Annotated in this window: 19 protein-coding genes, 2 tRNA genes and 1 rRNA gene; 10 read left to right on the top strand and 12 right to left on the bottom strand. The window is 37.8% G+C overall.

Annotated features, from left to right (window positions below; all coding sequences use genetic code 11):
• Positions 1-18 precede the first annotated feature (18 nt).
• The 8 genes from H8692_RS05255 to H8692_RS05220 all read left to right on the top strand — a co-directional run bounded on the left by H8692_RS05255 (position 19) and on the right by H8692_RS05220 (position 8022).
• Positions 19-1200, top strand: coding sequence for a M20 metallopeptidase family protein (locus H8692_RS05255; RefSeq protein WP_187525147.1), 1182 nt, complete (start codon positions 19-21; stop codon positions 1198-1200).
• 31 nt (positions 1201-1231) lie between these two features.
• Positions 1232-1906, top strand: coding sequence for a response regulator transcription factor (locus H8692_RS05250; protein ID WP_187525146.1), 675 nt, complete (start codon positions 1232-1234; stop codon positions 1904-1906).
• Positions 1903-2919: a sensor histidine kinase gene (locus H8692_RS05245; RefSeq protein ID WP_177270182.1), complete on the top strand. Its 1017-nt coding sequence runs from the start codon at positions 1903-1905 to the stop codon at positions 2917-2919. The genes H8692_RS05250 and H8692_RS05245 overlap by 4 nt, the downstream gene beginning before the upstream one ends.
• 114 nt (positions 2920-3033) lie before the next feature.
• Entirely contained in the window at positions 3034-3804 is a 771-nt protein-coding gene (locus H8692_RS05240) for an ABC transporter ATP-binding protein (protein WP_177270184.1), read from the top strand.
• Positions 3797-5839, top strand: a complete 2043-nt coding sequence (locus tag H8692_RS05235) for an ABC transporter permease (protein ID WP_187525145.1) — start codon at positions 3797-3799, stop codon at positions 5837-5839. The genes H8692_RS05240 and H8692_RS05235 overlap by 8 nt, the downstream gene beginning before the upstream one ends.
• Before the next feature lie 66 nt (positions 5840-5905).
• Complete coding sequence (locus H8692_RS05230) at positions 5906-6829, top strand: DUF5685 family protein (RefSeq protein ID WP_187525144.1); 924 nt, start codon at positions 5906-5908, stop codon at positions 6827-6829.
• A gap of 49 nt (positions 6830-6878) precedes the next feature.
• Complete coding sequence (locus tag H8692_RS05225) at positions 6879-7436, top strand: J domain-containing protein (RefSeq protein WP_187525143.1); 558 nt, start codon at positions 6879-6881, stop codon at positions 7434-7436.
• Entirely contained in the window at positions 7348-8022 is a 675-nt protein-coding gene (locus H8692_RS05220; RefSeq protein ID WP_187525142.1) for a hypothetical protein, read from the top strand. The genes H8692_RS05225 and H8692_RS05220 overlap by 89 nt, the downstream gene beginning before the upstream one ends.
• A 16-nt stretch (positions 8023-8038) precedes the next feature.
• On the opposite strand, the gene H8692_RS05215 is transcribed toward H8692_RS05220, so the two are convergent.
• The 7 genes from H8692_RS05215 to clpB form a co-directional block, all read right to left on the bottom strand.
• Positions 8039-9184: a DUF4317 domain-containing protein gene (locus H8692_RS05215; protein ID WP_187525141.1), complete on the bottom strand. Its 1146-nt coding sequence runs from the start codon at positions 9182-9184 to the stop codon at positions 8039-8041.
• A complete protein-coding gene (locus H8692_RS05210; protein WP_187525140.1) occupies positions 9144-9425 on the bottom strand; it encodes a hypothetical protein in 282 nt (93 codons plus the stop codon). The genes H8692_RS05215 and H8692_RS05210 overlap by 41 nt, the downstream gene beginning before the upstream one ends.
• Positions 9426-9567: 142 nt before the next feature.
• Positions 9568-12018, bottom strand: a complete 2451-nt coding sequence (locus tag H8692_RS05205) for an ABC transporter permease (RefSeq protein WP_187525139.1) — start codon at positions 12016-12018, stop codon at positions 9568-9570.
• A gap of 1 nt (position 12019) precedes the next feature.
• The gene (locus H8692_RS05200; RefSeq protein WP_177270199.1) at positions 12020-12688 is read right to left on the bottom strand and encodes an ABC transporter ATP-binding protein; all 669 of its coding nucleotides are present in this window, start codon (positions 12686-12688) and stop codon (positions 12020-12022) included.
• 83 nt (positions 12689-12771) lie between these two features.
• Positions 12772-13980, bottom strand: coding sequence for a sensor histidine kinase (locus tag H8692_RS05195; RefSeq protein ID WP_187525138.1), 1209 nt, complete (start codon positions 13978-13980; stop codon positions 12772-12774).
• Positions 13977-14702, bottom strand: coding sequence for a response regulator transcription factor (locus H8692_RS05190; protein WP_187525137.1), 726 nt, complete (start codon positions 14700-14702; stop codon positions 13977-13979). Before H8692_RS05190 ends, H8692_RS05195 begins: the two co-directional genes overlap by 4 nt.
• 105 nt (positions 14703-14807) lie before the next feature.
• Positions 14808-17399 (bottom strand): ATP-dependent chaperone ClpB, encoded by a 2592-nt coding sequence (gene clpB / locus H8692_RS05185; RefSeq protein ID WP_177270219.1) that lies wholly within the window; start codon positions 17397-17399, stop codon positions 14808-14810.
• Positions 17400-17726: 327 nt separating this feature from the next.
• On the opposite strand from clpB, the gene H8692_RS05180 reads away from it, so the two are divergent.
• Positions 17727-17809: transfer RNA gene (locus tag H8692_RS05180), tRNA-Leu, on the top strand.
• A gap of 145 nt (positions 17810-17954) precedes the next feature.
• Here H8692_RS05180 and H8692_RS05175 read toward each other — a convergent pair.
• Positions 17955-19769, bottom strand: a complete 1815-nt coding sequence (locus tag H8692_RS05175; RefSeq protein WP_187525136.1) for a hypothetical protein — start codon at positions 19767-19769, stop codon at positions 17955-17957.
• Between the two features lie 308 nt (positions 19770-20077).
• On the opposite strand from H8692_RS05175, the gene H8692_RS05170 reads away from it, so the two are divergent.
• Positions 20078-20518 carry an HD domain-containing protein gene (locus tag H8692_RS05170; RefSeq protein WP_177270223.1) on the top strand — a complete coding sequence of 147 codons (441 nt, stop codon included), beginning with the start codon at positions 20078-20080 and terminating at the stop codon, positions 20516-20518.
• A 6-nt stretch (positions 20519-20524) separates the two neighbouring features.
• Here H8692_RS05170 and H8692_RS05165 read toward each other — a convergent pair whose 3' ends face one another.
• From H8692_RS05165 to rrf, 4 genes are all read right to left on the bottom strand, one after another.
• Positions 20525-21232 carry a YczE/YyaS/YitT family protein gene (locus H8692_RS05165; protein WP_243206924.1) on the bottom strand — a complete coding sequence of 236 codons (708 nt, stop codon included), beginning with the start codon at positions 21230-21232 and terminating at the stop codon, positions 20525-20527.
• Positions 21232-21660 carry a MarR family winged helix-turn-helix transcriptional regulator gene (locus H8692_RS05160; RefSeq protein ID WP_243206923.1) on the bottom strand — a complete coding sequence of 143 codons (429 nt, stop codon included), beginning with the start codon at positions 21658-21660 and terminating at the stop codon, positions 21232-21234. The genes H8692_RS05165 and H8692_RS05160 overlap by 1 nt, the downstream gene beginning before the upstream one ends.
• A gap of 170 nt (positions 21661-21830) precedes the next feature.
• Positions 21831-21905, bottom strand: a tRNA-Glu gene (locus tag H8692_RS05155).
• Between the two features lie 5 nt (positions 21906-21910).
• Positions 21911-22027 (bottom strand): 5S ribosomal RNA (gene rrf, locus H8692_RS05150).

The raw sequence follows: 22027 nt of genomic DNA, 5'->3' as shown, positions 1-22027 counted from the left end.
AAAAGGACGAAATTCAAAATGATAAATACAGAAACAAACTATGAAGAATTATTGAAAAATCATAGACGCAGTCTCCATAAGATACCAGAACTCGACCGAGATCTTCCCCAGACAAAACGATATTTGCTGTCTGTCTTAGAACAGCTTAACTGCAAAATGACGTTTCTGTGCGGATCAGGTATCTGCGCTTATTTTGACAAAGGACGCAAGGAAACATACGGATTCAGGGCCGATATGGATGGCCTGCCTATACAGGAAACTAACAACTGCAGTTACCGATCCGTCCACGAAAATAAAATGCATGCCTGCGGTCATGACGGTCATATGGCCATGGTTCTGACTCTTGGACAATATGTCGATACTCTCGACGAGCTTAAATGCAATGTACTTCTTATCTTTCAGCCAGCTGAGGAAACTCTTGGAGGTGCAAAAGAAATATGTGAAAGCGGAGTTTTGGAAAAATACAATGTTACAAAAATTTTCGGCATACATATGTGGCCATTTATTGAAGCGGGAAAAATAGCCTCAAGGCCAAATGCCCTCATGCCCAAATCAGCAGAAATAAACATAGACATCTACGGCAAAGCCGCTCATGGCACGGCTCCCTATGAAGGAAACGATGCACTTTATATAGGCGCAGATTATCTCAATAAAGTCTACAGAAAGCACTCGCAAATCCCGGGAGCAGTACCGAGATTTCCTGAAGGTATAGGAGATCTTCCAAGAATTCCCGGAAAAGATCCCGAAGACAAAACTATAATCCATATAGGTAAAATGACCAGCGGATATGCAAGAAATATCGTTTCCGATTATACACATCTGCTCGGCACAGTACGAGCTTTCAGCGAAGAAAAATTCCAAATGATTATCAGGCTTCTAAAAGAGACTCTGAAACAGATTTCAAATGAATATAACTGTAAAACAAATTTCTCAAACAGCGATGGTTATCCCCCTGTGATAAATGATCCTGATCTATACAGAGAAATACGGCCGGTTCTTGATTCTCTTCCCGGCGGATATGAAGAATTCTCAGAGCCTCTTGTCATTTCAGAGGATTTCTCATTTTACGGTCATTACGCCCCTGCAGTTTTTTTCCTTCTGGGAACAGGTACTGGTATTTCGCTTCATAGCGTAAATTTTGATTTTGATGAGAAAGTACTCCTTGGCGGGTTCGAACTCTACAGGCGTCTCCTGGCATAAAACAGGAACATTTAAAAGAGAGGGTGATAAAATGTATAAGATCTTTATTGTTGAAGATGATGAAACTATCGCACACTCTATTGCAGACAGACTCAGCAGCTGGGGCTTCGAATCAAATGTCTGCAATAACTTCAGAAACATTCTGACACAGTTTCTTGAAATCGAACCACATCTTGTTCTTATGGATATTTCGCTTCCTTTCTTTAACGGATATCATTGGTGCAGCGAAATAAGAAAAATTTCAAAGGTCCCTATAATGTTCATTTCTTCTGCCGGAGACAAAATGAATATTGTCATGGCCATAAACATGGGTGCTGATGATTTCGTGTCGAAACCCTTCGATATGGATATGCTGCTTGCCAAGATACAGGCTCTTCTCCGCAGAACTTATGATTTTACCACGCAGCAGTCAGGAATATTCCAGCATGATAACATAATACTCAACAGTACTGCCTGTACAGTAACATATCATGATAATAAACTTGAGCTTTCAAAAAATGAAAACAAGATTCTCACAATACTTCTGGAAAACAAAGGTCAAGTAGTATCAAGGGATATCCTGATGAATAAGCTTTGGGAAACAGATTGTTTCATCGATGAAAATACTTTATCCGTAAACGTTACACGCCTGCGAAAATCTCTGGCAGCCATAGGTGTCCACGACCTGATAAAAACCAAGAAAGGTATGGGATATATAATCGAATGAGTAACGAATTTAATGAAGACCAACAAAAATGCGGTTTCTTCGCTGCATATATTCGCAGCAAGAGAAACGCCATCATACTATCAGGCATATTCATCATCATACTATCAGGCATATTTTTTCTCTATAATGTAAATCTTGACGCCATAGTTTTTGCCTCAATAATATGTACAATCACAGTAGCTATATATATCATATTGGACTTTCCAAAATTTCACCAACATCTGAACGCTTTAAAACACGCCACATCCAATATAACACTGACCTTAGGTTCCCTGCCTTCCTCAGAAAATGACACATATAAGGCGTATGAAAATCTTGTACGAATACTCTATGAAAGTCGAAGTGAACTCATCACTGAAAATATCGCCTCAAAACGATATATGGAAGATTATTATGCTATGTGGGTACATCAGATAAAGGTTCCCATATCAGCTATGCACATGCTACTTCATGATCAGCCGAAAAGTTCACCTCTCAACATCCAGCTTTTTAAAATTGAGCAATATGTAGAGATGGCACTTTCTTACGTACGTCTTGAATCAGACAGCAGCGACTATGTGATCAAACGTTACGATCTTGACTCTATTGTAAAATCAGCAGTTCGTAAATATGCGCCTCTTTTTATATCTAAAAAGATCAGCCTTGATATAGCTGATACCAATATCAAAGTAAACACAGATGAAAAATGGCTCAGTTTTGTTATAGAACAAATACTTTCAAACTCTCTCAAATATACACCTGCCGGAAAAATATCTATATTTTATGAAGCACCCAAAACGCTTATCATAAGAGATACAGGCATAGGAATCGCCCCCGAAGATATTCCTCGCATAGGAGAGAAAGGGTTCACAGGATACAACGGCCGTACCAGTCAAAAATCCACCGGACTGGGACTTTATCTATGCAATGAAATTCTCTCACGCCTGTCACATGCCATCACAATACAGTCAGAAGTAGGCGTTGGAACTACAGTTTCCATAGATCTTCAAACACGTGATATGATACTGGAATAACAACCTTACAAAATTGAAAGATTAGACGCTTCCGATGTAAGACAAATACATGGCAGCGTCTTTTTTTCTCTGGTAATCTTAGCATAAGGAAAACATTTAAGGAGGCATAATAAAATGACTGTTTTATTAGAAGTAAAAAACTTACAAAAAGTATATACCACACGTTTTGGAGAAAACAACGTTACAGCTCTGAGCAATGTGAGTCTTTCTGTGGAAAAAGGCGAATACATTGCCATAATGGGTGAATCAGGATCCGGAAAAACAACATTGCTCAACATACTGGCCGCGCTCGATAAGCCTACGAGAGGTAAGGTTCTTTTAAACGGTAAAGATATAACAGCTATAAGTGAAAAGGAGATATCTGCGTTCAGAAGAAATAATCTGGGTTTTGTATTTCAGGATTTCAATTTACTGGACACATTCAATTTAAAAGACAACATATTTCTTCCCCTCGTACTGTCAGGCAAAAAATATAATGAAATGAATAAACGACTTAAGCCATTGGCATCTAAGCTGGGTATCACAGATCTTCTGTACAAATATCCCTACGAAGTATCAGGAGGGCAAAAACAGCGTGCCGCAGTTGCAAGAGCCCTTATAACTTCCCCTCAGCTTATACTGGCTGATGAACCTACAGGAGCTTTGGATTCACGTTCAGCCGACGATCTTCTCAGACTTTTTACAGAAATAAATCGTGAAGGACAGACTATATTAATGGTAACCCACTCCATAAAGGCTGCCAGTCATGCAAGAAGAGTCCTTTTCATAAGTGACGGGACGGTTTTCCACCAGATCTACAGAGGAAATTCAACTACCGAAGAAATGTTCCAGAAAATATCTGACACTCTTACTACAATGGCAACAGGCGGTGATATCAATGACTAGACTTTACCCAAGTATGGCATTTACAAATATAAAGAAAAGTCGAAGAACATATATACCATATATGGTATCATGTATTCTCACCATCTCCATATATTACATCATATGCTCGCTGGCAGACAATGAAAATATAGCCCTGTTATGGGGAGGCAATATCATACAGTCTTATATGGGATTCGGACAAATAATAGTATCCATATTCGCTTTTATATTCCTGTTTTATATAAACAGTTTTCTTCTGAAACGAAGAAGAAGTGAATTCGGACTTTACAATATCCTTGGAATGGAAAAACGCCATATCACCAAAGTCATTATATTTGAAACATTTTATACATATATCACAGTAATGATCCTTGGGATATTGTGCGGAATCCTTCTTGATAAACTTATGTATCTGATTCTGGCAAAAATGTTTGGCGGAGGAATTCCCATAGGCTTCTATATTTCCACATCTGCTATATCAAAAAGTTTCGGCTTATTTGGTATAATCTTTTTATTGATACTGTTCAATTCTATAAGACAGATATATAAAGCCAAACCAGTCGAACTGCTAAAAAGTGAAAGTACAGGTGAACGTGAACCTAAAGTCAAATGGATTCTTGCAGCGTTAGGAGTAGCTTGCCTGGGCTCAGGATATTATATCGCCGTAACAACAGAAAATCCTGTCGCTGCATTTGCTATGTATTTTGTCGCTGTTATTCTTGTAATCGCAGGCACATATTTGCTGTTTACTGCAGGAAGCGTAGCACTGCTCAAGCTTCTGAAAAAAAATAAGGGGTATTATTATAAAACAAAACACTTCATCAGCGTATCATCGATGATGTACAGAATGAAACGAAACGCAGTAGGACTTGCAAACATATGTATCCTTTCTACAATGGTTCTCGTTATGGTATCAGCTACATTATCCATATATCTGGGCCTTGATGACTCTCTCGACAAACGTTATCCGGCCGAGTTTTCCATAAGTTCCATGGCTGACGATCCTCTTAACAATGATGTTTCGGAGCTTCTGGACAAATCACTGTCTAAAGAAGGACTTAAAAAGAAAAATGAAATATCTTATAAGGACCTTTCTGTTTCTGCAGTATATGAGGAAAAAGAAGACAGATTCATCACCGATCCGGATTCATACACCTCATTATCTGCCTTCCAGACTTATGATAAGCTTGCTACTTTGGTGTTTGTCACCCTTGATGACTATAACAGATGTATGAGAACTGATGAAACTATAAACAGCGAAAGTGATGTATTGGTATATTCAAACCGAGCACAACTTGAAACAGATACCATAAATATTTTCAATACCAAATTAAATGTGATAAAAACTCTGGATGATTTTATGGTAAGCGGCAACATGGCTGCAAATATTTCAAATGGATATTTCGTCGTAGTAAAGGATGATACCGTACTTAATGACATCTACAAAAAAAATGTAAAAGCATATGGTGAATACAGTTCTTTCATAAACTATTATTATCTCACAGATATTGCAGGTGATCCTGAAGAAAACAAAACTGCCATTGAAAATGCTTTCAACGATATAAAGACTCAGCTAAATGATTCACAGCAGTCAGGCGATTCTCCATACGCCGGTTTTACCGGAGCCATCGAATGCCGTTCTGTGGAAGGCGAATCATTTGGCAAAGATCTGACAGGATTGTTTTTTATAGGAATCTTCCTCGGACTGCTTTTTATAATGGCGACAGTATTGATCATGTATTATAAACAGCTTACAGAAGGTTATGAGGACAAAAAAAGATTTGAAATACTTCAAAATGTAGGCATGAGTCACCGTGAAGTAAAGAAATCCATTAATTCACAGATCCTAACAGTATTCTTTCTGCCTCTGATTACAGCAGGAATTCATGTAGCCTTTAACTTCCCTTTCATTTTCAGAGTGCTTACCCTTCTTAACCTGTTTAATATGAAGCTTTTTGCACTTTGTACAATAGGATGTTTTCTGGTATTCACCATATTTTATATAATTGTATATAAAATGACATCCAGACTTTACTACAGAATAGTCAAAAAATAAATATCTTCAACAAATCTTCACCATTCTGTATTTGAAATGAATACACTTTTATGTTAGTCTGTTGCTATGTTAGGTTACGTGAAGATCGACAAAGGCGAATTGAAAGTTCGTGAATATGAAATATATACAGGCTATTACTGCGGAATATGCAAATCTATAGGAAAGCGGTACGGCCAGCTGCCACGGATGGCGCTGAGCTATGATGCCGCTTTTCTTGCCGTAATTCTCGCCTCCCTAAGCAATAAAAGCGATCTTCCCGTACAGGAACACTGTATTGCCCATCCTTTAATAAAGAAAAAAACTATAATAAGAAATACTGCTGTAGATTACGCAGCAGATGTTATGTTGCTCCTTGCGTGGTACAAACTCATTGATGATGCCAATGATGAAGGCAAACTATATGCGAAAACTACTATCCGGCTTTTGAAAAAAATATATAAAAAACTTCAGGCTCGCTATCCTAAGCTCTGCAGAGAAATGGAAACATATCTGTCCCATTTGGCTTCCCTTGAAAGAGAAAGATGTTCCAGCATAGACATGGCTGCCGAAGCATTTTCAAAAATAATGGAGCTCATCTTTTCCGAAGGTATTGTCACTCTTTACAGTCAGAATCCGTCAGGTTTTGATGATCCCGAAAAATATAATAAAACTTACAGTCTTATGGCAAATATAGGATACCATATGGGAAAATGGATATATATGATAGATGCCGCAGATGATATAGAAGAAAACGCAGATACAGGAGCTTATAATCCTCTGATATACCGCTTCAACTACGATGAAAACTTAGAAACTACAGCTCAGTTCAGAGAAAGAATCGAATCGGATCTGCGCTTCAATCTCTATCATTATCTGGCCATTCTGAGCGATTACATAGATTCACTTGATATAAAAAAGAATAAAGGTATAATAGAGAATGTAATTTACCTGGGACTTAACCGTAAAACAGAAGAAATAATAACGAGAAAAGATAAAGATAAACAAATATAATAAAAAAACCGCTTTATACTGCGGCTGTACATATGAAAGGAGAAATTATATGAACCCTTATGAAATATTGGGAGTTTCCGAAAACGCTTCCGATGACGAAATCAAAAAAGCTTATAAAGAACTTGTTAAAAAATATCATCCTGATAAATATCAGGACAATCCGCTGTCCGATCTTGCCAAGGAAAAACTCCAAGAAATAAATGAAGCTTATAACATGATAATGAAAGGACACGGAAGCTCAAGCGGCAGTTACAGCTATGGAACACCGGACTATATGTCCGTAAGACGTCATATAGATTCAGGCAACCTGTCCGCTGCTGAAAGCATTCTCAATTCAACAAAAGACAGGAGTGCCGAATGGTTCTTTCTTTCAGGAATGCTCTCCTACAGAAAAGGTTGGTACGATGATGCAATCAATAAACTTAAGACCGCCAACGATCTTGATCCCAGCAATGTGGAATACAGTCAGGCATACGGCCGTATAATCAATATGAACGGCACATATCAGAATCAGGCGTATGGCAGAGGATACGGAAGAAATGACGATATGTGCTGTCAGGCGCTTCAATGCTATATATGTGCAGATTGCTGCTGCGACTGTATATAGTCCGATAATTTCACCTAAGCGACATGAGGATCAAAAATTGAAAAAAGAGACTGTTAAAAGAAAAAATACATCTGCAATAGCTCTGGGCGGAATATGTCTCGCCCTCACTCTCATATTTATATTCGCCGGTTCCATAATCCCGGGCATAGAACTTACACTGTTTGCCATAAGCTCCTTGTTCGTAGCCGTCATGATCATAGAATCAGGAGTAAGTGCCGGAGCCATTTTATACGCCGCGGCTGTAATATTGGGCCTTGTTCTTGTCCCAAACAAACTGGCAATGATTCCCTATGCCTTTTTTTTCGGATACTACGGAATCGTGAAATTTTTTATAGAAAAACTTAAAAACGGGATAATTCAAATAGTCATAAAGGCTGTATTCTTTGCTTTTCTTCTCTGCATCAGCCTCCTTGGCTTCAAAGAACTTCTGCTTGGAAGCATACGGCTTCCTGATTGTCCGACAGTAATATTGATAATTGCCGGAATACTGATAATGCTGGTATATGATTATATCTATACTCTTCTTATCAATTTTTATCTCAAACGAATTAAAAACCGCGGTGCAGACAATATGAAGCTCAGCTGAATCAGCTGAGCCCTTTTTATTCATCTTCTCCTACTTTTATATCTATTCCGTTTACTGCCACACCTTCCCCCACCGGAATAAGTATATACTTACTGCCATCTATAACTTTTGTCGTTATATTGTATGTGTATTCAGGATTGACTGTAATATGGACTTCAGGTGTGATCATTTCAAACTTCCTGCTCTCCATAACATTATTGGGGTTAAGTACATTATCATCTCCAAAGCCCTTCTGACAGGCATCATTAAATAAATTTATCTTTTCTTCGGACACGCCGCTTGTTTTTAAAATATTATCTATATCTTCCACATATATTTCAGGAATCTCAGGATCCTTGCTTTCTTTATGAAGCATCAGCCTTTCCCGTATCTGCCCATGTACTGCCTTGACAATTTCAAGGCTACAGTCGCTTCCCAAAGCATCACACAATGCCTCTCCAAAAACATTCTTCTGAGCACCGGCAGAAAGCGGCACTCTTTCTACATTAAATATAGCCTCGATAAACTCCTCATGTATATATGAAAGATTTCTGCTGTAATATAGCGCATTATAAATATTAGCACTTCTGTCATCAAATGTCGGGAACATAAAACCTATCTCAGGAGAGCCTAAAACATGTCCTGTAGAAGCTCCTCTGAAACTTTTCTCATCAGCATAATATCTCAGTGCTGCTTTAGCATCCTTTACAGGGCAAATACAGCAAATTATGTAATCAAAAACCTCATTTGATCCTTCTTCCCACAGTTCATCATCATTTCCTTTAAAAGGTATATCATAAGAATCTGACGCCAGCAAAATAACATAACTTTCCTCTCCCATGTCCAGAGAATCTATCACCCTCTGATAAAAAACATTTCTCATATTTTCATCCCGCAAATGAGATAACCTGAGCGTCTGAAGAAGTCTATGCTCATCACTGTCTTCTACCTGCTTCGTTGAAAACTCTATATCCAGAAGGTTTTTCCCCAAAGTTCCTGAAAGAGCTTTCTTCAAGAGTTTAAGATACATCTCAGCCTCTTCCTGCTCCATAAGCCCTACTGACATATCTATGTGAGTAACGATCTCTTTAGCCGCATTTACATAACATCCAAAAATATGGCTTATACTGTCCTTTTCAGCTTTAAAACGTTTTCTTATTTCCTGTAATTCCTTTTGATTCATATAACTCCTTCCTATCCGCAAAAGTCATCTGCTCTCCATCACGCAGAAGACATGCCAGCGGTCTGTTTTTTCTTTCTGTTACTCTATTATTCTTTCCCACTTTGCCGCATAAAAGCAGCTCCTGAGGATCATATGGGGACATCCCCTTTCCTCCAACAGTCTTTTCATATGATAACATCCGGAGATAATTCTGTCCTATTCCTATATTCCATAAACATTTTTCATTATATATCATAGACATTGAAAAATCCACCTTCATATATCATACTGTTTCTCCACTTTCATCCCTTTTTCCACAGACAAATGATCAGAACAGCACAGTTTTAACATAAAAAAATCAGGATCCGAGCATAAACAATGCGCCCGGCTCCTGACATAGCTACCTATTCTCCATTTCTTATTCTATCTATAAGACTTTCTTTTCTCATTCTTCTTCCTATAAAGAAAGTTATTGCCATCTGCCCCACTATCAGAAGTACCGCAAGAGCAACCGTTTCCCAGACAGGATAATGATATTCAGTTACACTCATAAAATGTGAATTCTTACCCCAAAGAAATATCAAATATCCAAAAATATTTCCTAAAGTCATAGATGCCAAAAGAGTACCCGCTGTAAATACCATACCTTCTCCCGCTAACATTCTCGTCAGCTGTCTGTCTGATAATCCTATAGCCTGCAGCATACCAAGCTCCTGCTTTCTCGTAATAATGCTTGTAATCATTGTATTTATCAGATTCATGAATCCTATCACAGCTATCATCAGCAAAATTACATACATCGGATACTTGATCATACTGACACTCATATCTCCTATAGATATCTCTTCATCCCTCGAATACAGTTCAAACTTATCCTGAGAATCTATCATTTCTTGAATCTGCGACTTTATATCATCATACTTATCCTTATCTACATCGATGAAAATATCTGTTGTACTGTCGTTTCTCAGTTCTAAGGAATCATATACACCTTCCGGCACCATTAATATTGATGCCCCTCCATCATTTACTGAAGCCTGAACCTTGACAGTCAAAGGTATCTTGCGATCTCCATCATATACAGTCAGATTCATATCCTCATTAAGTTTGATATTATAATCATCCCAAAACACATCCGATGTGAACACAGCTCCGTTTTGAGAAACCATTTCATCGTATTTTATTTCTCCTTTTTCCATGTCTTTGCGGTATTCATCAGCCTTCTCTCTTGTAAACTCAGAGATAGTTATCTTCCGCCCTTCCGCAAACATCTCTGAAGGATAATCTGAACTTGCGGGAACTTGGTGAACTTTACGTATATTCTCAACACCATCTATATTTTTTATTTGTTCAAGGAACTGATGAGAAAAAGGATTATTCTTATTTATATTCTCAAGGTTATTCTCCGGATATTGTTCATCATCCAGAGCATAATCCAGTGAAATTCTGAAATCACTTCCCTCCATATTTCGATCTGCGATATCTTCAGTACGCATACTGTTAAGAAGACCTGCAACACTCATAAATAATACACAGCTGAGCGCCATGGTAACCATCGTTACTATCGTACGTTTTTTGTTTCTGGTCAGATTTGCTTTACTTAACCTAAACAGACTTATACTAATATTACCGGTTCGCAGCTTTTTTTCTTTACTGCTTTCCTGATATCTCATAGCCTCTATAGGAGATATTTTAGCTGCCATTCTCATAGGCTTCAAAAGAGAAATATAAACAGTAAGCAGTACCACTGCTGCTACTGCCAAAAGCACCGGAAGAGAAAACATATCAGGCCGCTTAAAATCCATATTAATCAGACTTGTTTCCAAACCTTTTTTCAAAACTACAGGCATGATGAAGTACGGTATGAGATATCCGAGTATCAATCCTATCGGCACAGATAAAACCGATACAAACATTCCCTCCCTGAACAAAAGACGCTTTATGTGTTTCTTGGATGCTCCAAGAGCCTTTAACTTTCCTATTTCCTGAACATCTGTAATAATCCCTACATAGTATATGCTATATATCACCATCCCGGAAAATACCGCTATTACAAAAGCTATAGCCGAAACTATCTTTATCGTTTCCATTCCCGGGTCCGTCACCGTGCTAAGATACTCTTTATTTAGAGAAACATTAATTTCTTTGCAGCCTATATCAGCCGCCACATCATTTATTTTCTGACATATCTCATCATAATTAAGATCATGTTCTCCAAAAACACGTACAGAAGCATTATAAACACGGTCACCCTTAGGCAGTAATTCATTAACAAGTTCTTCCGAAATATTAGCTCCGTAAGACAAACGTGTTTCACTTATGTTAAGTTTAGATATATCCCGTTCAGAAACCAGTCCGCTTATAGTAAATTCCCTTGTCTGTATAACGCCTTCACCTTGTACTCTGAAATCGATCTTCACTTTACTTCCGATATCAGCCTTTGCTCCAAGCTGGCGAAAAAAAGATGCCGGACCACAGATCTCATTTATCTTCTTTGGATAAGACCCTTCTGTGATCTCTCCTACGCCATATGTTATCCCCTCTTTCACATTTTCCTTATATGTAAGAAATCCATTCATTTTGCCATGCTCTACGGTAGCAAATATTTCGTTGATCTCAAGAGATTCAATATCTGCATGATTCTTAAGTTTATTTACCTGATCCTCCGTAAGCTGGCCAAATGACCCATGCAGATTGCTTGTTTCAGCTGCCTGCATCTTATTGAAGTTCAAAAGACCTATAGCCGATGTCCCCAGTGCCATAAGAAGCGTTGTTGTAAGTATTATAGCTATGGCAGTAAGCACAGTACGGCTTTTGTTATATCTTATTCTGCTCTTGGCAAGTGACGTCATCATTTTATTTCACCACCTTGCCATCTTCGATGATAATAGTTCTGTCAGCCATCTGAGCAATATCCTCATCATGTGTTATTACCACAAGGGTCTGACCATATTTTTTCGCTGAAAATTTCAACAGCGCCATTACCTCATCACCTGTTTTACTGTCCAAATTTCCGGTGGGCTCATCTGCCAGAATTATGGATGGTTTTGCAGCTATTGCTCTGGCTATGGCTGTTCTCTGCTGCTGACCACCTGATAAGGTATTAGGCAGATTTCTCGCTTTACCATCAAGACCAAGTGTTTTTAGGATATCCTTCACGAAATCTACATCCACAGCTCTACCGTCAAGACCTATAGGCAAAACAACATTTTCCCATACGTTAAGAGACGGTACGAGATTAAAAGCCTGAAAAATAAACCCTATCTTACGTCTCCGTATTTTTGCCAGAGCATCCTCAGAGAATCCTTCTATATTCTTGCCCGCCAACCACACCTGACCTGATGTGGGCCGATCCAGAGCACCCAGCATATGAAGAAGCGTAGACTTTCCGCTTCCTGACTTACCTACTATTGTCACGAATTCACCTTGCTGTATCTGTATATTTACTTTATCTACAGCCTTTACAAGGTTCTCACCCTCACCGTAGTATTTGCAAAGATCCTTTGTTTCTAATATTATATCCATTATGTCAAACCTCCTCTTTCCTTATATCCCACATTTTATATCATCAGTCTTACGACAGACTTACAAAGAATCTTACATTTAGCTTACAAAGGTATCTGAACTACGAAAGTGCTTCCTTCTCCTCCTGACTTTACTGATACCGTTCCTCCTTGCTCTTCTAATATCTTTCTTGTTAGATAAAGACCGACGCCGGAACCATCCTGACCTTTTACAATATCGCTATCGCCTCTAAAAAACCTTAAAAAAATTTTATTCCGGTCTTCCTTTGGTATACCTATTCCCTGATCCTCTATCTCTATTCTTACAAAACTAAACATTTTTGTTACTTTTATATTTATCCGGCTGCCTTCCGGACTATATTTGATTCCATTATCCACGATATTGGCAATCGCCTCCACTGTCCATTTTTTATCTATAAAAAGCTCTATATCTTTAAATTCTTCCACTTCTACTTCTATATTTTTAACCGACGCTTTGTAATACTCTGTGTTCACCACATCTATTAAAAGTCTTTGCAGATGTACCTTTTCAGGGTTCAGTGATATCATATTGTTTTCAAGCCTTGATATATTAATCAAAGCTGCTGTCAAACTTTCCAGCTTATCCATCTGTGTCATGCTTCTGTCCAGAAATTCCTTCTTTTCACTATCGCTGTCAGCTTCCAGATACATATCAAAGCAAACTTTCATTGCACTTATGGGGGTTTTCAGCTGATGTGATATATCTGTAACAAGAGTCTTTGTATTATCACGTTCTTCATTCAATCTGGCAGTTTTCAATCTTAGACTTCCCGCCAGCTTCATCAGCGAATCTAAAAGAGCTGATCCTTCCAACAATTCGAAATTTTTCTCATCATCAATGAATTCAAAATCACCTGAAATACAGTCATCAAGCATGCAAAGCAGTAGTTTCTCCCTTTTTTTCTGATTCCTCGATATGTAAACAAATATCCCATATCCGGCTCCAAGAGAAAGCAGAAAAAGTAAAATAATCATGCCCGAATATACATATATAAGCGTTTTATACTGATCTTTTACATGCATATCTTCATCGTATCCGTAAGAAGACAGTATATCTGCTCCTTCGGCTTCATATTTAAAGGCTTCATCAATCGCAGCATCAATAAATATACTCTCAGCCTGTGGATACTCAGATATAACGGCTCCGGCCATATTCTGTACCCGTCTTACTTCAAATCTGTCAGCTTTATATATAACAATGCCGCCGAAAATCCCCAGTGAGACAGTTATAATAAGGATAATCCCTGTAAATATTAAGACTCTTTTTTTCATAGTTTCTCACATTTCCTCTCCCAAATATATCCCAAGCCCCTTATATTCTTTATAATAGATGGTTTTGAAGGATTTTCTTCTATCTTCTCCCTGAGTCTTCTTATATTGACTGCGACCGTATTATCATCTACAAAATTGCCGTCAACATCCCATACAGCTTCAAGCAGCTGATTTTTTGACAGCACCTTCATTGGGTTCTCAAGGAAATACAAGAGGAGTCTCTGTTCATTAGCTGTAAGAAAAAGTTGTTCTCCTCCTTTTATTACAAATTTTTTTTCCTTATCAAAGATTATATCCACTGATTTTATGATACAACTATCATTTTTACTTTTTCTGATGCTCAAAATATTTTCACAATATCTGTTCATCATGGCATTTACTTTAGATATAAGTACAGCCAGTGAAAAGGGCTTTGTAACATAGTCATCCCCTCCCACTTCATAACCCATAATTATATCAGTTTCCGTATCCATAGCCGTTAAAAATAAAAAAACAGTCGTTCTTTCTTTTATAGCCCTTACCTTTGAACAAAAATCCAGACCGCTGCCGTCAGGAAGCCCTATGTCACAAATTATAAGAACTATATCTTGACACTGATACAGCTCCCATCCCTCTTTCAGTGTTTCCGCCGAATACACCTCATATCCCTCTTTTGACAGCTTAAGACTCACGGCTCTGTTTAAACTCTTATCATCTTCTATAAGTAATATTCCTTTGCTCATATGATACCTCCGACTTGCATTATATCTAAATGCACCGAAAATATCAAATAGGGCGCTTCCCTTCCGGGAAACGCCCTATCATCTTTGTATATTTACATATACCCCTTATCTTGCCGCAAATGTCAATTTCTCTCCGTTACAATCAATTATCACATCATCTCCATCCTTAACGGTTCCACGTATAATCTCACCTGCCAGCTCTGTCTCTACATTTCTCTGGAGAAATCTTTTTACAGGTCTTGCTCCGTACGACGGATCGTAACTTTCGTCAGCAATGAATTTTTTTGCTTTATCTGTAAGTGTAAGCTTGATGCCTCTTTCTTCAAGACGCTTTTCTATATCTTTCATCGCAAGTTCTATTATCTTTACAATCTGACTCTCAGTAAGAGGAGAAAATACTACAATCTCATCGACTCTGTTGAGAAATTCAGGTCTGAAATATTTTTTAGTCTCATTTTCAACTTTTTCTTTAATTTCCTCATCTACCGTTCCGTCAGCCCTTATACCATCGATTAAATAATTGCTCCCGATATTTGAAGTCATAATCACTATAGTATTTTTAAAGTCTACCGTTCTCCCCTGATTATCTGTAAGTCTGCCGTCGTCGAGCAACTGAAGAAGTATATTAAATACATCAGGATGAGCTTTTTCAATCTCATCAAATAGGATAACACTATAAGGTTTCCTTCTTACTGCTTCCGTCAGCTGTCCTCCTTCATCATATCCCACATATCCCGGAGGAGCTCCTACGAGCCTTGAAACTGAATGTTTTTCCATGTATTCAGACATATCTATACGAATCATATTCTTCTCTGAATCAAACAGTGCCTCTGACAATGCTTTTGCCAGCTCTGTCTTGCCTACACCGGTAGGCCCCAGAAAAATAAATGATCCTATCGGTCTCTTCTCATCTTTAAGCCCCGCTCTGGCCCTCAATACTGCCTCTGCGACAGCTTTTACTCCATCTTCTTGACCTATTACTCTCTTATGAAGTATTTCAGGAAGTTTAAGGAGCTTTTCTCTCTCACTTTCCACCAGTTTACTTACAGGTATACCTGTCCAGCCTGAAATTACTTCAGCTATCTCTTCTTCCGTTACTTCTTCTTTAAGGAGCCTTGACTCTTCAGCTTCTTCAGCTTTTCCCTTTTCTGCTTCCAATTTCTTTTCCAGTTCAGGCAATGTTCCGTATTTAAGCTGTGCAAGCTTTTCAAGATTATAATTCCTCTCGGCCTCCTCCATCTGATGTTTAACATCTTCTATCTGCTGTTTAACTGCTTTAACTTCGGTTATGGCTTTTTTCTCGCCCTCCCACTGAGCACGCATAGCATTGCTTTCATCTTTAAGCTGTGAAAGCTCTTTCTCTAAAGTTGCCAGTCGTGATTTGGAACCGGCATCAGTTTCTTTTCCGAGAGCCTGTTTCTCTATCTCAAGCTGCATAATCTTTCTTGAAATCTCATCAAGCTCTGCCGGCATACTGTCAATCTCGGTTCTTATTTTCGAAGCTGCCTCATCCATCAGATCTATAGCCTTATCCGGAAGAAATCTGTCACTTATATATCTGTCAGAAAGTGTCGCACATGCTATCAGAGCACTGTCAGTAATCCTTACTCCATGATGAATCTCAAATCTTTCTTTCAGCCCTCTTAATATAGAAATAGTATCCTCTACCGTAGGCTGATCCACCAGTACTTTCTGAAAACGTCTTTCCAAAGCCGCATCTTTTTCAATATATTTTCTGTATTCATCTAAGGTCGTAGCTCCTATGCAATGCAGCTCACCTCTTGCAAGTTTCGGCTTCAGCAGATTACCGGCATCCATTGCACCTTCGGTCTTTCCTGCACCAACGATATTGTGAATCTCGTCTATGAAAAGAATTATCCGACCTTCAGACTTTTCGATCTCATTGAGTACAGCTTTAAGCCTTTCTTCGAATTCCCCCCTGAATTTAGCCCCTGCTATAAGAGAACCCATATCCAGGGCAAAAATAGTTTTGTCTTTCAAGCCTTCAGGAACGTCTCCATTTAATATTCTCTGGGCAAGACCTTCTACAACAGCAGTTTTACCGACCCCCGGCTCACCGATTAACACAGGATTGTTTTTTGTCCTTCTTGAAAGAATCTGTATAGTATGCCTTATCTCCGCATCTCTTCCGATAACAGGGTCCAGTTTTCCATCCCTTGCCATCTCCACAAGGTCTCTGCCATATTTATTTAGCGCATCATAATTTTCCTCCGGATTCTGACTCGTAACCCGCTGATTCCCCCGCACTTTATTAAGTGCATCAAGAAACCTGTCCTTTGTAATATTATATCTTTTGAATATAACTGCTGATGGTGTATTCCTCTCGTCCAGAAGGGCCAGATATAAATGTTCTACACTTATATATTCATCCTTCATTTTCTCTGCTTTCTTTTCAGCATTAAGGAATAACTGCTGAAGTCGCCTTGTAGAGTACATACTTTCAGCACTTCCGGAAACTTTAGGAAGCTTATCTATTTCTGATTCCAGAGCTCCTATTATCTCACCTGTATTTACTTCCATGAACTTCAGCAATTTGGGAATCAACCCATCTTTCTGCATCAGCAGCGCCAAATGGAGATGTTCCCCATCTATCTGCTGATTTCCCTCTTCTATTGCTATATTCTGGCAATCTATTATTGCTCCCTGTGCATTTTGCGTATATTTATCTATGTTCATAAACTTCACCCCCGAACAATAATGTACTAATTAGGTACATTATTTTTATTAATTTCATTGTATACCTATAAATACCAAAAGTCAACAGTTTTTTAGCACTCTATTAAATAGAGTGCTAAATTTTTATAACATATAAAAATCTGTAAAGCTTATTTCTGCACACAATATTTCTATACAAAAATACCACCAACACCCTTCTTATTTTAATCTTTTAGGTGCTTTATAATACCTAAAATAAATTTCACAAAATACTATAAATTACTGTAAATTTCTAATTGACAATACTTACAAAACCACATATACTTATTAAGTCAGCCTATATAATATGCGCCTTTGGTGGAATTGGCAGACACGCTAGATTTAGGTTCTAGTGGGAGACCGTGGGGGTTCAAGTCCCTCAAGGCGCACCATGCAACCCATTGAATATAATCACTTCAATGGGTTTTTATTATGAATCACATAAAAAATAAACGAAGAGTTGTAAAATAATTTGCAAAAACTTCGTTTATTTTATTATTTAATATAAATCTTTACCGATATATCTATTCGCACAATCTATACTTTTGGATATTTCTTACGATACAATACTTTGCCTGCAATGCAAGCCGCTGCGACCATCAGTACTGCATAAACTCCTGCAAAAGAACCATCTCCGGTTTCCGCTGACTTATCACCGTTATTATTATTTTCATTAACCTGATTTTGATCAGTATTACCGCCTCCCTGCTGAGGATTATCTTCTTCAGGTATTATTGGATCTTTTTGATCAACAGCTACCAGCTCTCCTTGTGCATTTAAAAGCTGCTTCGCCGCAAAATCAACATCTGTCTGAGCGTAATATTTAGGAGCTTTGTCTATAATCTGTGCTTTGGCAAGAGCATCCGAAAACACTTTATAACTTTCTTCTGTATAGAGATCTTTATCTATATTTTCTGCAGAACTAATGCCCTTTTCCAGATCATCCAGATTAATGGTCTTACTGCCATTATTAAGATAACTATAAATGTGTAATTCAAGAACATCTCCAGGCTGTGATTCTTTAGCTGTAACAGTAAATTCATCGCTCCCTTCTTTGTAGTCAATATCATAATAATCACCTAACATTGGCATCATAGTATTAACACTATTTTTAGCAAAATCCTCCGCCATATCAGTAGCAAAATTATGCAAATGTGCATTAAAAGTTGCGCCTACCTGATTAAATCCCAATCCACTTTCATACTTCGCTTTTACCGGTTCACCATTCTTAAGCAACATCCAATGCACCATTCCCCTTGTAGCATCTTCTGGTCTAATCACCTTGGTAGTTACAGAAGCATTTACATCATTAGTAGCTACTACCTGTTTTACGATTTCCGTAGTTATTCCATTTGGAACAATAATAGTTACATTGATATCAGCATTTTCTCCATCAATACTCTTCAAGTTTTTCCAAGTGCCTGAGGCTTTGAATATTCCAGCAACTTGAGCGCCCCAGCCTTTCGTAGTTATCCTAAGAGTCTTATTATTATTTGTCAACTCGACATTCGTCTGATCAGGTTTTAATCCGGCACCAAAGACAACGAAAGAGTTTCCCTCTTCCAGTTTTCCGCTGCTCTGCGCTGAAACATAAGCATCTGAAAGAATATTCATCTCAGTCAGCAATTTTTCTTTATCAACAATTTTCATTTCTTTTTCAAAAGTCAAATCAACAAAGAGAGTCTGTACGGTATTTATTTCTCCCGGTTCAAAGCCTGCATGGGTCGTCTCTGCATCAAAATCTATAACCTCTGCCACCTGACTATCATTTTCATCCACCTTTACAGTATATTTCTTAGTACTGGAAACCCAATCTCTAAGGGATGTTTCAACAGTCAATTCTGTAGTTCCTACAGAATCTGCTGTAATCGTAAACGTTCCATCACTCTTACTTGCCAAATCATTTACTGTCGGCTTATCATTAATATTGTCAAGAGCGTTAGCTTCTCCTACGGAAATTATTCCTTCCTTAGTCACAGCTGTTTCCACTTTCGTAATGCGCTTTGTAGGACTTGTACTACAATTGCATCCATAGTTCTTTATAAAGCAGCTTCCGGGCATGTCGCCGCAAACATCAGGACAATTCGGAGTAGTACCGCAGCCCTCATACTGCACATGTATGTATGGCGATACTGTAACAGTTATAGTATCACCTAACTTCATATTGATAGTATTGTTAGTTTCATTTTCTGCTGTGATAGATATAGTCCCGTGGTTACGCTTTTCACTTGTATATGTATCAGAAGCAAAAGCAGTCGCTGCTCCTCCTATGGTTAAAACACCTATCAACATTACAGCAAAAATTTTTCTCGATAGTCTGGAAATTTTCCAAGACAATCTTAAGTTTTTCATCTTAATTCTCCTTCCACAAATTCCAAATAAGAATTTCTTTTGTTTAATAAATATCCCACTGACAAGTCAGCAACAACATTATTTTACATGTTTATTTTATTTTTTTCAGTTACCAAAACATCAAAACGATTATTTTTCGTTGTCAAACTAACCAATTCTCAAATATTTCGAACATATTATCTAATGTTGAAAATGAACACCAGTATAATTGACAAAATAAAAATACTTAAATATACTTCTTTTAGAATACAAAAAACAAACCTATACCTATTTTTATTCTCATAAGAATATTATTGAAAGGATAATTTATGATTTATACATCATTGACAAACAAAGCCATGCAGCTTGCTTATAAAGCCCATCATGGTCAGGTTGATAAAAGCGGTCTTCCCTATATACTGCATCCTTATCATCTCGCTGAACAAATGAAAGATGAGATCACAATATGTACAGCCCTTCTTCATGATGTAGCAGAAGATACATCTGTGACTATAGAAGATTTGGAAAAAGAATTCCCAAAAAAAATAACAGAGGCTCTCCGATTGCTGACACACACCGAAGGAAGCGATTATTTTGATTACATTCGTGCTATCAAGAAAAACCCCATTGCAAAGATAGTTAAACTTGCTGATATCGCCCATAATTTAGATGAAACACGCCTGTCAGAATGTAAAAATATAACAGAAAAACAACGATCACTATGGCACCAAAAATACATCACAGCAAAATCCATACTGGAACAGGAGTAACATTCTTTATTCCTCCATACCTGCCGGAATTCCCATCATATCATCACACTTCTGCTTTTCTTCCGCAAACTGTCTAAACAGCTTTTCCGGAAGAAAATACAATCTTTTTCCTATAAAACGAGCTATAAATCCTACCAGCAAGGCAGCTATAACAGTACCTTCCCTGACACCCGATAACCTACTCATAAAAATCAGCGACAACACCGCAGCAACAGCCGTCATAGATACATCAAAAAATATTTTAAGAAAGCCAAATTCCTTTTTCAGCTTATATACAATCGCTCTTACAAAAGATTCTCCCGGAAGCATTACAACATTAGCCAACACCTCCAAATACACTCCAATACCAAGAACAACACAACCCACCAAAAGATATAATACTTTTACAATATATAAATCAGGCGACATAGTCTTCATCAAAAACATACTGAAATCTATAAAGTATCCAAATGCCACAGACACTGGTACCTGCAAAATATATTCAGGCTTAAAATCTTTTCTGAGAATAATAAGCTGTAAAATTATAAGAACTATACTAAATATTATAGTAAACTCCCCTAAAGTTAGGGGATATCGCAAACTCAGAACATACGGTATAGAGGAAATCGGAGATGTCCCCAGATCTGCCTTAGTTACTATTGCTACACCTAAAGAACTCACAAATAAACCAATCGTAAAAATTAAATAACGCTTAAATATCTCAGCTTTAGTCATTAAATATCAGCTCCTCCTTTTCCTTTCAAATTACTATTAACTCTCTCAAGAAAAGAAACAAATCGTTTCCTTTCTTCTTCAGAAAATCCGCTCAAAGCAATCTTCTCAAGCTCTGACAATGTCTCTACAGAAATTTTGCTATTCTCTCTACCTATTTCAGTAAGATATACACACATATATCTTTTATCACCAACTCTACTTTTTCTTTTGATCAAGCCACCCTTTTCCATTCTGGATAAAAGACTCGTTACTGTGGCTGGCTCTATCATACAAGCTTCAGCTATATCCTTCTGTATAGCCCCATCATTAAAATACAAATATTCCAGAACTTTAGGCTGGCCTACAGAAAGACATCTGTCAGAAAGACGTTCAAATACCTTTCTTGAAAACATCGTATGATTTTCCATCATCAATTTATGATATGACATAATATCCTCCAACAAAATAATTAGAATTCTAATCATTAGTATAATACTTAGAAGTCTAATTGTCAATTAAACAAATTATTAATATTGATGTACGAAATGAATCTATACTTTATTTTCTATTTTTAAAAAATAAAAAAACCTTACAATTATTATAATCGTAAGGTTTGCTTTGGTGATCCTACCGGGAATCGAACCCGGGTTACCGCCGTGAAAGGGCGGTGTCTTGACCGCTTGACCATAGGACCAAAATAAGCGGCAACGTCCTACTTTCCCAGGCGGTCTCCCGCCAAGTATCATCAGCGCTAAAGAGCTTAACTTCTGTGTTCGGTATGGGAACAGGTGTATCCTCTTCGCTATTGTCACCGCA

It is taken from the genome of Lentihominibacter hominis (assembly GCF_014385065.1).
Lineage (GTDB): Bacteria > Bacillota > Clostridia > Peptostreptococcales > Anaerovoracaceae > Lentihominibacter > Lentihominibacter hominis.
This window is presented reverse-complemented; position numbering and strand designations above follow the sequence as displayed.

Bases quoted from the DNA above. Each gene is read 5' to 3' on its own strand.
- H8692_RS05210 (WP_187525140.1), bottom strand. From the start codon at position 9,425: ATGTCTATGATATATAATGAAAAATGTTTATGGAATATAGGAATAGGA.
- H8692_RS05230 (WP_187525144.1), top strand. From the start codon at position 5,906: ATGTTAGGTTACGTGAAGATCGACAAAGGCGAATTGAAAGTTCGTGAA.
- H8692_RS05165 (WP_243206924.1), bottom strand. From the start codon at position 21,232: ATGACTAAAGCTGAGATATTTAAGCGTTATTTAATTTTTACGATTGGT.
- H8692_RS05170 (WP_177270223.1), top strand. From the start codon at position 20,078: ATGATTTATACATCATTGACAAACAAAGCCATGCAGCTTGCTTATAAA.
- H8692_RS05190 (WP_187525137.1), bottom strand. From the start codon at position 14,702: ATGAGCAAAGGAATATTACTTATAGAAGATGATAAGAGTTTAAACAGA.
- H8692_RS05225 (WP_187525143.1), top strand. From the start codon at position 6,879: ATGAACCCTTATGAAATATTGGGAGTTTCCGAAAACGCTTCCGATGAC.
- clpB (WP_177270219.1), bottom strand. From the start codon at position 17,399: ATGAACATAGATAAATATACGCAAAATGCACAGGGAGCAATAATAGAT.
- H8692_RS05245 (WP_177270182.1), top strand. From the start codon at position 1,903: ATGAGTAACGAATTTAATGAAGACCAACAAAAATGCGGTTTCTTCGCT.
- H8692_RS05220 (WP_187525142.1), top strand. From the start codon at position 7,348: ATGGCAGAGGATACGGAAGAAATGACGATATGTGCTGTCAGGCGCTTC.
- H8692_RS05235 (WP_187525145.1), top strand. From the start codon at position 3,797: ATGACTAGACTTTACCCAAGTATGGCATTTACAAATATAAAGAAAAGT.
- H8692_RS05205 (WP_187525139.1), bottom strand. From the start codon at position 12,018: ATGATGACGTCACTTGCCAAGAGCAGAATAAGATATAACAAAAGCCGT.
- H8692_RS05240 (WP_177270184.1), top strand. From the start codon at position 3,034: ATGACTGTTTTATTAGAAGTAAAAAACTTACAAAAAGTATATACCACA.
- H8692_RS05255 (WP_187525147.1), top strand. From the start codon at position 19: ATGATAAATACAGAAACAAACTATGAAGAATTATTGAAAAATCATAGA.
- H8692_RS05200 (WP_177270199.1), bottom strand. From the start codon at position 12,688: ATGGATATAATATTAGAAACAAAGGATCTTTGCAAATACTACGGTGAG.
- H8692_RS05175 (WP_187525136.1), bottom strand. From the start codon at position 19,769: ATGAAAAACTTAAGATTGTCTTGGAAAATTTCCAGACTATCGAGAAAA.
- H8692_RS05160 (WP_243206923.1), bottom strand. From the start codon at position 21,660: ATGTCATATCATAAATTGATGATGGAAAATCATACGATGTTTTCAAGA.
- H8692_RS05215 (WP_187525141.1), bottom strand. From the start codon at position 9,184: ATGAATCAAAAGGAATTACAGGAAATAAGAAAACGTTTTAAAGCTGAA.
- H8692_RS05250 (WP_187525146.1), top strand. From the start codon at position 1,232: ATGTATAAGATCTTTATTGTTGAAGATGATGAAACTATCGCACACTCT.
- H8692_RS05195 (WP_187525138.1), bottom strand. From the start codon at position 13,980: ATGAAAAAAAGAGTCTTAATATTTACAGGGATTATCCTTATTATAACT.